This window comes from Nitrospirota bacterium (genome assembly GCA_004296885.1).
GTDB lineage: Bacteria > Nitrospirota > Nitrospiria > Nitrospirales > Nitrospiraceae > SYGV01.
The window spans coordinates 116,744-131,369 of record SCVN01000004.1 but is presented as its reverse complement, the minus strand read 5'-3'; the positions used below and the strand labels follow the sequence as shown (position 1 = coordinate 131,369).

Genomic DNA, 14,626 nt, shown 5'->3' with positions numbered 1-14,626 from the left:
GCCTGGATCACGGCGTGGACGTAATCGGCCACGAGTTCCGGCGCGATCGTGACCGGCGCCTCGGCATCTTTGAGCAAACCGGACAGCCCCCAGTAGCCGCCGACGCCGACGAGCACCAGCAGCATCAGGACCGTTCCCCAAATAACCGGTGGTTTCATGAGCGAGCCTTCTCCCTTTTGCTGAATGTTCGGACGGATTTCTGTAGCGCGGCGGCCGGCTCGCCGGTTCGGGCATAGATGCGGGCGGCGGCGCTCAGGGCCGCGCCTGGTTGCGCGAGCCAGCCCTGCTCCAGACCCAGCTCCTCCAACGCACCGAGCAGGGTCAGCACATGGCTCCGTCTGGCGGACTCGCCCATCAGCCCGATGCGCCAGACCTGTCCGCGGAGCGGCCCCAACCCTCCGCCGATTTCGATCTGGAAGCGCCGCAGGAGTGAGGCCCGCACGGCGGCATCGTCAATCCGGGCCGGCAGGGTCACGCAGGCGAGGCTGGGCAGGCGATGCCCCTCCTGGGCGAACGGGCTCAGCCCCAGCGTTGCGAGTCCGGCTCCCAGGGCCTCGCTCTGCAGCCGATGCCTCGCGAAACGCGGCTCCAACCCTTCTTCCTCCACGAGGCGCAAGGCTTCCCGCAAGCCGTAGAGCATGGAAATCGGCGCCGTATGGTGATAGGCCCGCTTGCCCTCTTCCCAGTAGTCCGCCACCAATGAGAGGTCGAGGTACCAGCTTCGGCACGCCGTTTTGCGGCGACGGATGGCGGCCAACGCACGCTCGTTGAGCGTGAGCGGGGCCAGACCCGGGGGGCAGCTCAGGCACTTTTGCGTGCCGCTATAGCAGGCGTCGATGCCCCAGGCGTCCACCTCGAGGGGTAGGCCGGCCAGTGAGGTCACGGCGTCCACGATGAACAAGGCACCGGCTTCCCGGCAGAGGGCGCCGATGGATTCCAGGGGTTGCCTCGCTCCCGTGGAGGTTTCCGCATGAACCAACGCCACGGCCTTGACCGGGCCGGAGCGGGCGAGCGCCAGCCGGATGTCGTCCGGTTCGATAATCCGACCCCAGGGCGCCTCGACCGCGATCGGCCGGCCTCCGCACCGTTCCACGACGGTGGCCATCCGGGAGCCGAAGACGCCGTTGACGCCGACGAGCACCGCATCCCCCGGCTCCACCAGGTTGACCAGGAGCGCCTCCATGCCGGCGGAGCCGGTGCCGGAGATCGCGATCGTGAACCGGTTCTCGGTGCGAAAGACGCGCCGGAGCATCGCTTGGATCTCGTTCATGAGCTGCAAGAACTCCGGGTCCAGATGTCCCAGGAGCGGCGCGCCCATGGCCTGCAGTACGCGCGGATGCACCAAGCTGGGCCCGGGCCCGAGCAGCAGTCGGGGCGGGGGAATGAATTCGCCGCAAGCAGAAGACATTGAGTCTGTCACGGGGCATCCGATATTGATGAAATTGGCTCCGAACCGTCCACAATCGACATCATGCGCAATAGTATAACGAAAGCCCCCCTGGTTCCGCCACAAGCCTCATTCCGGCGTCTGCACGGAAGGGAGGGGGCGCTTGACAGTCCGGGGGGAGGGCACTAGGTTGAATGACGGCCCATGAGTGGCCCGGGTGGCGGGAAGAGGTAGATGGCATGAGCAGCGAATCATCCCAGCCGGCCGACCCCTCGGCCTTTCCCCCACGCCCGCCGGCCCCAGGCCCTGGCCGACGGGCCGAACTCCTGCTGATCCAGATTCTCGTCGCGATCGTCCTCTCCTATCATCTGCTGTTCAGCGAAGATACGCACGGTCTCTACGCCTTAAAGGAGTGGATTGTGCTGGGCCTGCTGCTGCTGGTGGCCGCGGTGATGGTATTTCCTGGCAAGGTCTGGGACTCCAGCTGGTTTGTCGGTTCGCTGGTCATGGTGGACACGGCCGTCACCAGCAGCCTGACTTACTTCTCGCCCAACGCGGCCTCCGGCTTTCACGTGACCTTTTTCCTCATCATCCTGGTGGCGGCCTCGGCCCCCTCGTTGCGCCAGGCGCTCGGCCTCTCCACGCTGCTCTGTGTTGGCTACGCGGGCTTGCTCTATTTCGGTCCGTCGCAAATCAGGGCCCTGTCCGTCAGCGAACTGTTGGAACTGCCGGTACTGCTGATCATGGCCGTATTTTACGGCGTGTCGGCGGACACGATCCGCCGATTGCACCGGAAGACGGAGCAGATGGCGCAGGAATCGGAGCGGACCTTCCGGGCCTTGGTCGAATCCGCCCACGACGCCATCGTTCAGGCAGACAGCCAGGGCATCATCATCTGGTGGAACAAGGCGGCACATACACTCTTTGCGTACGACGAGCAGGAGATGCTGGGCCGGCCGGTGGCTTTGTTGATGCCGGAACGGTACCGGGCCCGCCATACCGAAGGGATCAAGCGGTTTATCCGAACCGGGCAGGGCCATGCTCTCGGGAGGACGGTCGAAATCGAGGGACTGAAGAAAGACGGAACCGAGTTTCCCCTCGAGCTGTCGCTGGTGGCCTGGCAGGTGGATGGGCGCATGTTTTTCAGCGGGATTCTCCGCGATCTTTCGGAGCGCAAGCGGATGGACGCGTTGGTCCGCCAGAAGGAAGCCGAGTTCCGCCAGCGGCACAAAATGGAGGCGCTGGGCCGCCTGGCGGCGGAGGTGGCTCACGACTTCAACCAGCTTCTGCAGGTCATTCAGGGCTCTTGTCAGATGGCGCTCAAGGGCCGCGACGAAGGCGACCCCCTGTTCAAGCGGCTGGAGGCGATCAAAAAAGCCTCGGAGCGCGGGGAAGCGATCACGCGGCAGCTCCTCGTATTCAGCCGGAAACAGCCGATGCAGCTCAGAAGCGTGGATCTCAACCAACTCGTCAAGGATCAGGTGCCGATCGTCCGAGCATTGATGGGAGAGGCGATCCGTGTCGAGACGGTCTTGACGCCGAACGTCTGTCCGGTGCTGGTGGATCCGGGGCAATTTCCGCAGGCGATCATCAACCTGGCCGTCAATGCGCGGGATGCCATGCCGGCGGGGGGCACCCTCACGATGACCACCGCCATGGACGACTCTCACCCCGCATGCGGGCTGGCCGGTCTTGGCGGCCGACCATCGGTGCGGCTGACGATTCGTGACACGGGTCAGGGCATGGATCCGGAGATCTGTGCCCATTGCTTCGACCCGTTCTTTACCACCAAAGGCCAGAGGCAAGGCACTGGCCTCGGCCTGGCCACGGTCCATCGGATTGTGGAACAGAGTGGCGGAACGATCGCGGCGGCCAGCGAGCCGGGGCAGGGGACGACGTTCACCGTCTGCCTGCCGCGGCAGGATGCCGTTGAGGAGCCGGAAGAAACGGCGGCGCCGAAAGCCATGCCGCGGGGGGACGAAACGATCCTGGTCGTGGATGACGACCGGGATGTGCGTCTCCTGATTCAGGAGACCCTCAGCGGGCAGGGGTATCAGGTGTTGGAGACCGGATCCCCCGAGAATGCCTTGTTGTTGGCCGAACAGCATCCGGGGCGGATTCATCTCCTGCTGACCGACGTGGTGATGCCGGAGATGAACGGACGGCAATTGGCCGAGCGGCTGGCCCTGGTCAAGCCCGGCCTCAAGACCCTCTACGTCTCCGGCTATAGCGGTGAAATTCTGGCGAGTCATGGCTTGGAGCAAGCGGCCCCCATCTGTCTTTCCAAGCCCTTCACGATTGAAGAATTGGCGATCACGGTCCGCCGTGTGCTGGATCAGGCATAGCCGCCCGCGACAAGCCCGGCCTGCCCTGTTCCCACGAAGACTCCGTGCTATACTGCCGCACAATCAGGAGTCTGGGTGGCCGATCTCACGGACATGGGTCAAGATGCCGCGCCGGCTGTCGGTCATGGCGATGCCGCGCCGGCGGTCGTTGTGCCGCACCATCCGTCCGATCCGGCATCGGCTGGTCCGCCTCCTGCGCCACGATTCTCCCCGTTTCTGACCGGCCTCTCGGTTCTCATTCTACTGGGCTCGGTGTTCCTGTTCGCCTGGCTGCAAGCCACCGTCCCACGCCTCAGCCGGGTGGACGAACCGGAACGCGCGCTGGCGCTGATGGTCGGCCGCTCGATGGATCTGGAGGAGGTCTTCGCCGATGCGCCTCCCTGGGAGCGGCTCCTCTTCGACCTGACGATGAGCGACAGCGGAGAGACCTTGCCGCTGGCTTCCGTCTGGTATGAGGAACTGGCCGACTCGTTCCCGGACCCGCAGGTACGACTTCAGTCGGCGATCCTGGAGGGCGAGGCCGGCAAGCTCGACCGAGTGCGCGCCGCAATCCAGGCCTGGGCGAAGGGCAAGGACCCGTTCCCGCTGTTCGCCCGATGGCTGAGCGCCGCTTATCTGGAGCCCGGGATTGCGCGGGCGGAAGAGCTGGCGCTTCAGGCGGAACTGGCGGAACGGATTCCGGCCGGCTGGTTCTATGATCGGCTGGCCATCCAGATTGCGACCAAGGCCGGCGATCAGCCGCTGCTCTCGGCCACCAAAAAAGCCCAGATCAGCCGGACGGAGCCCCTGATGCAGCGGGCCAGGATACTGGCCGGCTTGCAGTTGTTCTGCATGGTGGCCGGTCTGATAGCGCTGGCTCTGGTCGTCCGGTCGCGGGGAGAGCGCCGGGTTCTGCAAGTGGGGGCGGCGCCGGTCCCGCCCCTCTGGCGCGGCCGCCTCGGGTCCGTGGTCCTGATCCGTGGCGGAGCGATCAGCGCCCTCTTGACCCTGGCCCTGCTCTCGCTCGAGACCGACAGCCTGCTGGTGCGGGCTGTGGCCATCCCGCTCACGAACCTGCCGATTCTGCTCCTGGCCCAGCGACATTTGTTCGGGCCCACGGGGGTCGGATGGCTGCAGGGGCTGGGGCTCCGGCCCTTGCCGGCTGCCTGGGGCCGGTTGGGGCTGATGTTGGCCGCCCTGCTCGCGGCGGCGTTGCTGGGAGAATGGGGTCTGGGCCGAGTCGCGGAAGCCTGGGACCTGTCCAGTCACTGGACCGAATGGTTCGACGGGGACTTGGTCTGGGGCTCCGGGCTCCTGCTGGCGGTCAGCCTCGTCGAATATGTGGTGTTCGCCCCGCTGTTCGAGGAGCTGGTGTTTCGGGGGCTGCTCTTCGCCACGCTCAGGCGCAAGTATGGATGGGCCGCGGCGGGAGCGATCAGCGCGGGGATTTTTGCCTTGGCGCACGGGTACGGTATCCTCGGCACGGTCAGCGTCTTCTGGAGCGGGATGCTCTGGGCCTGGGCTTACGAGAAAACCGGCAGTCTCCTGCCAGGCATGGCGGCCCATATGCTCAATAATTTGTTGGTGTGCGCGACGGTGATGGCGCTGCTTCGGTGAAAGCGACACAGTCGCAAAGTTGAAAAGTCGAGAAAGTCCGAAAGTTGCCTGCTTCGGATTCGTGACGTGTCGACTTTATAGACGTTCCAACTTGTCAACTTGCCTCTATCTCGTCCAACGCCTCGTACAAATCCGGGTGGCGGAACGCATACCCCAAGTCTCGTTGCAGCTTGGCGATGGACAGGCGCTTTCCCGGTCCGGTTGTTGTCCGACCCGCCGGCCCCTTATCCAATGACTCCACGCCCCAACGCTGCTGTGCGATCCGGCAGATCTCGGCCCATTGTCTGGGCTGTCCGTCGCTGACATTGTAGACGGCGCCGGCCCTGCCCCGTTCCAAAGCCGCCAAGCAGATCCCGGCCAGGTCCTCGACATGCACGAGGTTGACGAAGCGGGGGGACGCGGTGACCCGCCCGTGCCTGATCCAATCCAACACATGCCGGCCCGGCCCATAGATGCCGGCGCTGCGGAGGACGATCGCTGGGGAATGTGTCCGGAGCCATTCCTCGCCGCGCACGCGGGGGAGGGCCAGGTTGAGCGGGGCCTCTTCGTCGATCAGCGGCGCGGCCGTTCCTTCCTTCTGTGGGGCCGCAAGCTCGTAGCCCGACGTGCTGCCCAGCACCACCAGCCGGCTGACCGTGGGGGCGACTCGCTCGGCAAAATCTCGCACGAGCGTCTCGGGGACCGCCGGGAAACACCAGACGAGCCGGGCCTGCTCCGGAATGTCAGCCCAGGTCTGCGGCTGCTCCAGATCGAAGCGCAGGCGCTGCGATCTGGGAATCGAGGTCAGGTGTTCGTGCGGCGATCGGCTGCCGGCCAAAACCGTCAGCCCCAGGGCCGTGCCGAGGGCATGGATGACCAGGCCGGTGTAGCCGGCGCCGAGAATCACGACCGGTGATGGGTGGCTCATCGCGTCGCAGGGGCCTCTTCAACTGGGGCGACGGCCATTGTACCCGATCGGACGGCTGTTGCCATCGCGCCGCCCATGGTAAGATTCCCCCTATGCCGCTCGCCTCCTTTCATCCCATTGTCGCCGCCTGGTTTCGTGGCCGGTTCGGTGCGCCGACGGCAGTCCAGGCCAGGAGCTGGCCGACCATCGCCTCCGGTTCGCCGGTCCTGATTGCGGCCCCCACCGGCTCGGGCAAAACGTTGGCCGCCTTCCTGTCCTGCATCGATGCCCTGTTCAAGCAGGCCCTGGCCGGGGAACTGACCGACCGGACGCAGGTGCTCTACGTCTCTCCGCTCAAGGCGCTCGGCAACGACATTCAAAAAAATCTGCAGGAGCCGCTGGCGGAGATCGCCGATGCGGCGCTGGCCGCAGGCCTGTTGATGCCGGAGCTCCGTGTCACGGTCCGCACCGGCGATACGCCGGCCTGGGACCGGCAGCAGATGCTCCGCCGGCCGCCGCACATTTTGATCACGACGCCCGAGTCGCTCTATCTGCTCCTGACGGCCCAGAAGAGCCGCCAGATCTTGCGGGATGTCCGCACCGTCATCGTGGACGAAATTCACGCCGTCGCGCCGAACAAGCGCGGGGCGCATCTCGCCTTGTCGTTGGCCAGGCTGGATGCCTTGGCGGCGGTCAAGCCGGTGCGCATCGGCCTCTCGGCCACACAGCGGCCCATCGAGACCGTCGCCGGGTTTCTGGTGGGTGCCGGGCCCGCTCCCACTATCGTGGACGTCGGCCATCGACGCCGGATGGACCTGGCGGTGGAAGTGCCCAGGGACGAGTTGGGAGCGGTGGCGACGAACGCGATCTGGAGCGACGTCTACGACCGCGTGGCCGAGCTGGTCCGGACGCACAAGTCCACCTTGGTGTTTGTCAATACCAGGCGGCTGGTCGAGCGGGTGTCGCACCATCTGGAGGAACGGTTGCGCGGCGATTTGGGCGAGCAGGCGGTGGCGGCCCATCACGGGAGTCTGTCGCGGCAGATCCGTCTCTCGGCGGAGGAGCGGCTCAAATTCGGCCAGACCCGCGTGGTGGTCGCGACCGCGTCCCTGGAATTGGGTATCGACATCGGCACGGTGGACCTGGTCTGCCAGATCGGCTCGCCCCGGTCGATCGCGGTCGGCCTGCAACGGGTCGGCCGGTCCGGCCATTGGATCGGCGCCATTCCCAAGGGACGGCTCTTCGCGACCACCAGGGACGAACTGATCGAATGCGCCTCGCTCCTGCGGGCCATCCGGGCCGGCACGTTGGACCGCCTGACCGTGCCGCCGGGCCCGCTCGACATCCTGGCCCAGCAGATGGTGGCATCTGTGGCCGCCCAGGAGTGGACGGAGGAGGGACTCTATGCCCTCTGCCGGCAGGCCGCCCCCTATCGGGACCTGTCACGCCGGGACTTCGACTCGGTCCTGCGCATGTTGGCCGAGGGCATTGCCACGAGTCGGGGAAGAGGAACCGCCTATCTGCACCACGACCGGATCAACCGCCGGATTCGCGCCAGGCGCGGTGCCCGCCTGGCGGCCATCACCTCCGGCGGGGCGATTGCGGACACGGCCAACTACGCCGTGATCGCGGAGCCGGATGGCACAGTCGTCGGTTCAGTGGACGAGGATTTTGCGGTCGAAAGCCTGGCCGGCGATATCATCCTGCTGGGCAATACCTCCTGGCGCATCCGCGGGGTTGAAACTGGAAAGATGCGGGTCGAGGATGCCCATGGGGCGCCGCCAACCATTCCTTTCTGGCGCGGAGAGGCGCCGGCCCGTACGGCGGAACTGTCGGCCGAAGTCGCCGCAATCCGAGACGCGATCAGCCGTCAGCCATCAGCTCTTCAATGGCTCCAAGAGGACTGTGGCCTCGACCGGCGGGGAGCGGAGCAGGCGGTCGCCTATGTCCTGGCGGGCCGGGCGGCGCTGGGGACCGTGCCGACCCAGAAGACAATCGTGGCGGAGCGGTTTTTCGACGAAGGCGGCGGGATGCAACTGGTCTTGCATGCGCCTTTCGGCGGCCGGTTGAACCGGGCCTGGGGGCTGGCCTTGAGAAAACGATTCTGCGCCACCTTCGACTTCGAGCTGCAGGCGGCGGCCACGGACGAGGGCATCGTACTGTCGCTGGGCGAACGACACAGTTTCCCGCTCGAGTCGGTCTTCGGGTTTCTGCGTGCCGACGGGGTCCGCGAGGTGTTGATCCAGGCCGTCCTCCAGGCTCCGATGTTCATGACCCGCTGGCGCTGGAACGCCCAACGGTCCCTGGCCTTGCTCCGTTTTACCAACGGCAAAAAAGTCCCGCCGCAGATCCAGCGGATGAGGGCGGAGGACCTGCTGGCTTCCGTGTTTCCCGCCGCCACCGCCTGCCAGGAAAATATCCACGGCCCGCGCGACGTGCCGGACCATCCGTTGGTCCGGGAGACGATCCGCGATTGCCTGACCGAGGCCATGGATATCGACGGACTCGAAGCCCTTCTGAGCAACATCGAATCGGGAGCGATTCAATGCCTGGCCAGGGATACGCCCGCTCCCTCGCCCTTCTGTCATGAAATCCTCAACGCGAACCCCTATGCCTTTCTGGACGATGCGCCGCTGGAAGAGCGGCGGGCCAGGGCCGTGGAGATGCGCCGCAGTTTGTCGCCGGATCTGGCGGGGAAGCTGGGCGCCTTGTCGGCGGACGCGATTGCCGAGGTGGAGGACGAGGCCTGGCCGGTGGTGCGGAGCCCCGACGAATTGCACGATGCGCTGTTGACGCTGCACTGGGTGCCGGAGCAGATAGCGCCGGCCTGGGCTGCCTATCTCCTGCCGCTGCTCCAGGCCGGTCGCGCCGTGATTGTGACGGTGGGACGCGGGGACACGGAGACGCGGGGAGTTGGGCACGCTGCGTTGCCTGCCCGCCCCGTCCCCGCGTCGGCGCCTGTGCATGGCTGGGTCGCGATGGAGCGGGTCTCCGTGATCCAGGCTGCGTTTCCGAATGTCCTGCTTCCCCCGAGTCTTACGATAGAGGGGGTGCGGCCGGACCGGGAAACAGCGATCCGCACCATCGTACAAGGTTGGATGGAGAGCACGGGCCCAACGACGGTGCGAGAGCTGGCGGCGAAGCTCTGGCTTGCGCCGGAGGCCGTGAACGGGGCGCTGCTCCAGCTCGAAGCAACCGGACAAGTCCTGCGCGGGAACTTCCGCCCTGCGCCAATTCAAAATGTAGAATTCAAAATTGAAAATTCCGGCGCGGTAGCGCCGGAGTGGTGCGACCGGCGGCTGCTGGCGCGCATTCATCGCCTGACGATCGGCATCCTCCGGAAGGAAATCGAGCCGGTCACGGCGGCGGAGTTCATGAAGTTTTTGTTCCAGTGGCAGCATGTGACGCCCGGCTCGCGCCTGCACGGAGAGGCGGGTTTGCAGGAAGTGATCCGCCAACTGGCCGGGTTCGAAGCGGCCGCCTCGGCCTGGGAGCGGTTTCTCCTGCCTTGCCGGATGTCCAAGTACGATCCCGATTGGCTCGACCGGCTGTGTCTCGGCGGCATGGCGGCCTGGGGCCGGCTCAGCCCCCATCCTCGTCTCGAAGAGCCGATGCTCGGCCTCGGGGACGCGCCGCGCGCCAAACGGATCATGCCCACCAGTGTCGCGCCGATCGGTCTCTTTCCGCGGGAGGAGGCCTGGTGGCTGCTTCGTGCCGGTGGAGAAGCGGTCGGTCCTGTGGCGGAGGGAAACCTGGGACCGGTGGCGCAGGACCTCCAGCGATATTTGCGGTCGCGCGGGGCGAGCTTTTTCGCCGACCTGGTCGCGGGCACGGGCCATCTGCAGACGGAAGTGGAAGGGGGTTTGTGGGAACTGGCGGCCGCCGGTCTCGTCACCGCCGACGGGTTCGACAACTTGCGGGCGCTGCTGGATCCCAAACGGCGGCGGGCCGAGGGGCGTGGAAAAGCCAGGCGGCCTGGCCGCAGCGCCGGCCGCTGGTCCCTGCTCAGGCACGCCGTCGGCGATCAGCCCTCGGCGGTCCGCCCGGAGGAGTCGGTCGCTCGTCAGCTGTTGCGGCGCTATGGGGTCGTCTTTCGGGACTTGTTGGGCCGCGAATCGCTCAGTCCGCCTTGGCGCGATCTGCTCGTGCAGTACCGCCGCCTCGAGTCGCGAGGTGAAATCAGGGGCGGGCGCTTCGTGGCCGGCTTTGTGGGGGAGCAGTTTGCGCTACCGGAGGCGGTGGAGTCGCTCCGGGCCTTGCGGCGAGCGGGGACTGCATCGGGGGGGGGGGCAGAGATCAAACTGTCCGGGGCGGACCCGCTGAATCTGGCCGGCATCATCCTGCCCGGGCCGCGCGTGCCGGCCCTGCCGTCCAACTACATCGTGTTCCACGACGGGGTTCCGATCCGATCCGGTTCGTATCAGCGGGTGGGTGAGCACAGGGAGGGGCAGAGCGACCAGTCTCTGGGAGACGTGATCGCTCTGCCGCGACGCGATTAGTTGTTTGTCGGGTTTCCGATCAGCCGGGGATCGGCGGCCAGCTCGCCGTGTAGGGCGGCCACCAGTTCGGCGGGCGTGGTCCGGTCGGTCGGCACGAGTTGCGGATATTTCTCCCGCGTCAACTGAAAGAAGGTCGCCTGTCGGTCCTCGGGGACTCCCAGCAGCGATCCCAACGATGTGAGGTATTCCCCCTGGCCCTGGGCCATGTCCTGCTTGAGGTTCTCGAAATTCAGAGCCGTAAAGGCCTCCACCTTGAATTCGTCTTTGATGAGTCCGTCTTCGGTGAACCAGGCTCTGCCGGACGTGCTGGACAAGATATCCGTGGTGGGGTCGGTCGTCGCCTTGATGGTGCCCTTGGTGGTGCAAGCGGGCAGGGTCAGCATGAGTATGAAGGCGGAGAGCAACAGTGCGGACAGGGCATTGGATGATCTCATCGGGTGACCTCCCATCGTCTTGTGTCTTGTCGTCAGGCCGGGAACTGATCGCGCCAGCAAGCTAGCAGTCGCCTTTCTCTCTGTCAAGCGGGCGGTGATCCGTCCGGGTTCGGCACGGGCAAACCTTCCAGCTCCATGATCCGCAATGCGTTGGTCGTGGGACAGAGGCCGGGCCGTAAACGGTAGTCGAACGTCAGTGTCTTGGCCTCGACGGTTTCCTGGAAATGGGCGTTGGCAACGGCCGGCAGCTCCTGTTCCAGTTGCGCCAGCTCCAAATCGTGGGTGGTGATCAACCCCAGCCCGTTGCCGGAAGCCAGCGCCTGGATGAAGGCCTTGCTGCCGGCGAGCCGCTCCCGGTTGTTGGTGCCCTTGAAGATTTCATCGATTAAAAACAGCACCGGCCTGGCCGACCGATCGTGCGTCGCGTCCAGCAACCGTTTCAGCCGCTTCACCTCGGCGTAAAAGAACGAGAGCCCGGCCTCGAGCGAATCGTCCACCCGGATACAACAGACAGGCCGGACCCAGGTCCAGTCGAACGAGGTGGCGCAGACCGGCGCGCCGGCTTGCGCCAGGCAGGTATTGATGCCGATCGTGCGGAGGAACGTGCTTTTGCCGGACATGTTCGAGCCGGTGATCAGCAGGATTCGTCCCAAGCCCTCAAGCTCCAGATCGTTGGCCACCCGTTTCCCAGGGGGGAGTAGAGGATGCCCAAGCGAGCGGGCCAGGATTGCAGCCGGGCGTCCGTTGTCTCTGCCCGGCGTCAGGGGCCTGGGCCACTGATAGCCCGGGTGCAGATAGGCAAAGGTGCCGAGCGCCGAGGCCGCGTCCAATTCGGCGAGGCGATCCACCCAGGCCGGCAGGCTCTGCGACAAGTGTTGCCGGATCGTTTCCAGTCTGTAGGTGAACCAGAGATCCCAGGGCATGAGGGCGTTGGCGGCCAGATGCACGAGAGGATGGGCGCGCAGGCTGAGCCCCTGACTGGTCCGCGCCAATCGCGCGATGGATGTGGAGGGTCTGGCGGCTCCCCGGAGGAGCGGTTCGCAGAGGCGCCGCAGCGATGGAGTCGGGGTGAAGGCCCTGCGTTCCAGGTACCGGAACAGAGTGCCCAGCCGGTCCAGTTCGTGTTGCAGGGAGAGGGCGCGGCCGAAGACCGGAGCGGTCCGGCCCGATGTGAGCAATTGGATGGCGGCATAGACGGCGAAGGACAGGAGCCAATAGTTGGGAGCCAGCGCCAAGGCCGAAGCCAGGGCCAGCACCAGCGTGGCGGCCGCCAGCCCGCTCATCAACCATAGGAGGGGCATGAGGCCTGGAAATCCGGCTTGGGTATCGAGAATAGCCTGAATCCTGGCGCAGTCGATGTCCGAGTCAGCCGTCTTGCCGACCGGCTTGGCGGCCAGGGCCAGCCGATCCCGCAGGAGCGGGAGGCGCGCCAGTTCTTTGATCGTCTGCTGCCGCGCCTCCCAGATTTCGGGATCGGGCAACCGCTCGGCTTGGCTCAGCAGCCAGGCCGCCAGCCGCTCGCGCCCCGCCGACAGGACCGTCGTGTTGAGCAGATGGAGCAGCGAATGGGGGCCGGTGACGTCGAGGTCCCTGGCGTAGGGATGACCTTCAGGGGTCGGGACGAGATGCGCGGGGATCGCCGGCCAGTCCAGGGCGAGCCGGGCCAGGTGCGCGCGTTTGAGGCCTCGCCAGTTACGTAGTTGATGCAAACGGTCTTCCAGCCTGTTATGATACCGGGCGACCATCAGGAACGTGAGCACGAACAGCCCCAGCAAGCCGTTGCCGAGGTGATAGGAGGCTTGTTTGTAGGCCATGACCGAGGCGGCGGCGCCGGTGAGAAAAAGGGCCAGGCGCCAGCGGCTGAAGGAAGCGCTGATCCGTTCGGCGCGCGCGATGAGCCGATCCACGCGCCGGAGCAAGCGGTGGAGGGACCGTTCCCTGGTTTGTTCCGGCGAAGAAGCGGTCGCGTCGGACATGGCGCGACCTTACCTGCTTGTGCCGATATCCGTCAACGGGCATCGGGAGCCGTCATGGCGCGTGAATGGGTCGAAGTGCGGGTTGCATCGTCTCTGGATCCGGGTGAATTGCTCGGGATGCTGGACGATCCGGCCGTAACCGGCGCCTGGGAAGAGAACGGGGTCCTGCACCTGTACTGGCCGGGGGATTGCTGGAGCCCGGACAGGCTGGAGGCGCTCACGGCGTTGCTCCGGCAGGTCGAACCGGGGCTGTCGGCCGATCGCCTGTCCCTTGTGCGGGTTCCGGATCGGGATTGGAACGAGGAGTGGGCCAAGTCGGTCAAGCCGCTCCGGGTCGGGCGGCGGATCGTGATCCGGCCCAGCTGGGAGCCGGTGGCGGTACGGCCAGGCGAGATCGAATTGATCCTGGACCCTAAGCAGGCCTTCGGGACCGGCCACCATGCCACCACGCGGCTGTTGTTGGAATGGCTGGAGGACCTGATTCGCGGCGGCGAGCGCGTGCTGGACGTGGGAACGGGCAGCGGAATTTTGGCGATGGCGGCCGTGCGCCTCGGCGCCGCGTCCGCAATCGGGATCGACAACGATCCGGTGGCGATCGACTGCGCCCAAGGCTATGCCGACCTGAACGGGTTCGGCCCGGAGCTGGAATTGCGTACCGCCACGTTGAGCGAGCTGTCCGGGGAGGAGTCCCGACACGTCACCCTGGTCCTGGCGAATTTGGACCGACGGACGCTCCTGGACTCGGTTCGTCTTCTGGCCCCGTATCTTGAGCGGGGCGCACGGCTGCTGTTGTCCGGGTTGCTGGCCGACGATCGGGCCGAGATCGCCGCGGCGTTCGGGGCGGCGGGGGGAATGGCGTACGCATCCCGTGAAGCGGAGGGCTGGCTGGCGCTGGAAGTCGTGGCGCCCGATTCCTGCGAAGGAGGAGCATGACGAGCAAGACAGGGCGTTCGTATCTGCACCAGATCAGTGTGTCCAACGGAGGGCTGCCCAAGCTGCCGGTGCCCCAGGCCCGCATTACGAAAGAACGGGTGGAGGGCGACCGGCAGAAGACGCCCTTGATTCACGGAGGGCCGGATCGGGCCGTCTGCCTGTTTTCGCTGGAGTTGATCGAAGCGCTGCAGGCCGAAGGCCATCCCATCAAGCCGGGATCGAGCGGGGACAACCTCACGTTGGCCGGCGTGGATTGGGCGGGCATTGCGCCGGGCAGTCGGATTGCGGTGGGGAACGAGGTCCGGCTGGAGGTCGTGAGCTATACGGCGCCCTGCAAACAAAACACCTGTCTGTTTCACGACGGAGACTTCAGCCGTATTTCCCAAGACCTGCATCCAGGGTGGAGCCGTCTCTATGCCAGGGTCCTGGCCGAAGGGACGGTGTGCGTCGGGGATGCGGTCACGGTGGAAGAAGCGTGAAGCGTGAAGCGTGAAGCGTGAAGCGTGAAGCGTGAAGCGTGAAGCGTGAAGGAAGAGGACCTCTCTACCAACAACGAGATACGAGCAACGT

9 protein-coding genes are annotated in these 14,626 nt (G+C 65.9%); 5 read left to right on the top strand and 4 right to left on the bottom strand.

The annotated features are described in order from the left end of the window. Positions 1-154: 154 nt before the first annotated feature. A complete protein-coding gene (locus tag EPO61_03035; GenBank protein ID TAJ10431.1) occupies positions 155-1,408 on the bottom strand; it encodes an alanine--glyoxylate aminotransferase family protein in 1,254 nt (417 codons plus the stop codon). A 173-nt stretch (positions 1,409-1,581) separates the two neighbouring features. On the opposite strand from EPO61_03035, the gene EPO61_03030 reads away from it, so the two are divergent. Both EPO61_03030 and EPO61_03025 read left to right on the top strand, forming a co-directional pair. After that, positions 1,582-3,732, top strand: coding sequence for a PAS domain-containing sensor histidine kinase (locus tag EPO61_03030; protein TAJ10428.1), 2,151 nt, complete (start codon positions 1,582-1,584; stop codon positions 3,730-3,732). A gap of 75 nt (positions 3,733-3,807) precedes the next feature. After that, complete coding sequence (locus EPO61_03025; protein ID TAJ10427.1) at positions 3,808-5,328, top strand: CPBP family intramembrane metalloprotease; 1,521 nt, start codon at positions 3,808-3,810, stop codon at positions 5,326-5,328. A gap of 94 nt (positions 5,329-5,422) precedes the next feature. Here the strand turns inward: EPO61_03025 and EPO61_03020 are convergent, their stop codons facing one another. Further along, complete coding sequence (locus tag EPO61_03020) at positions 5,423-6,235, bottom strand: hypothetical protein (protein TAJ10426.1); 813 nt, start codon at positions 6,233-6,235, stop codon at positions 5,423-5,425. Positions 6,236-6,327: 92 nt separating this feature from the next. Here EPO61_03020 and EPO61_03015 point away from each other — a divergent pair, with 92 nt between their 5' ends. Then, positions 6,328-10,713, top strand: a complete 4,386-nt coding sequence (locus EPO61_03015; protein TAJ10425.1) for a DEAD/DEAH box helicase — start codon at positions 6,328-6,330, stop codon at positions 10,711-10,713. On the opposite strand, the gene EPO61_03010 is transcribed toward EPO61_03015, so the two are convergent. Together EPO61_03010 and EPO61_03005 are read right to left on the bottom strand one after the other, a co-directional pair. Continuing rightward, positions 10,710-11,207 carry a DUF3015 domain-containing protein gene (locus tag EPO61_03010; GenBank protein TAJ10424.1) on the bottom strand — a complete coding sequence of 166 codons (498 nt, stop codon included), beginning with the start codon at positions 11,205-11,207 and terminating at the stop codon, positions 10,710-10,712. The genes EPO61_03015 and EPO61_03010 overlap by 4 nt on opposite strands. 23 nt (positions 11,208-11,230) lie before the next feature. Next, positions 11,231-12,856 carry a hypothetical protein gene (locus tag EPO61_03005; GenBank protein TAJ10423.1) on the bottom strand — a complete coding sequence of 542 codons (1,626 nt, stop codon included), beginning with the start codon at positions 12,854-12,856 and terminating at the stop codon, positions 11,231-11,233. Between EPO61_03005 and EPO61_03000 the strand changes: the two genes are divergently transcribed. Then, positions 12,848-14,056, top strand: coding sequence for a 50S ribosomal protein L11 methyltransferase (locus tag EPO61_03000; protein ID TAJ10422.1), 1,209 nt, complete (start codon positions 12,848-12,850; stop codon positions 14,054-14,056). The two genes, EPO61_03005 and EPO61_03000, sit on opposite strands and share 9 nt — an antisense overlap. Continuing rightward, positions 14,053-14,535 (top strand): MOSC domain-containing protein, encoded by a 483-nt coding sequence (locus EPO61_02995; GenBank protein ID TAJ10421.1) that lies wholly within the window; start codon positions 14,053-14,055, stop codon positions 14,533-14,535. The genes EPO61_03000 and EPO61_02995 overlap by 4 nt, the downstream gene beginning before the upstream one ends. Positions 14,536-14,626: the final 91 nt, after the last annotated feature.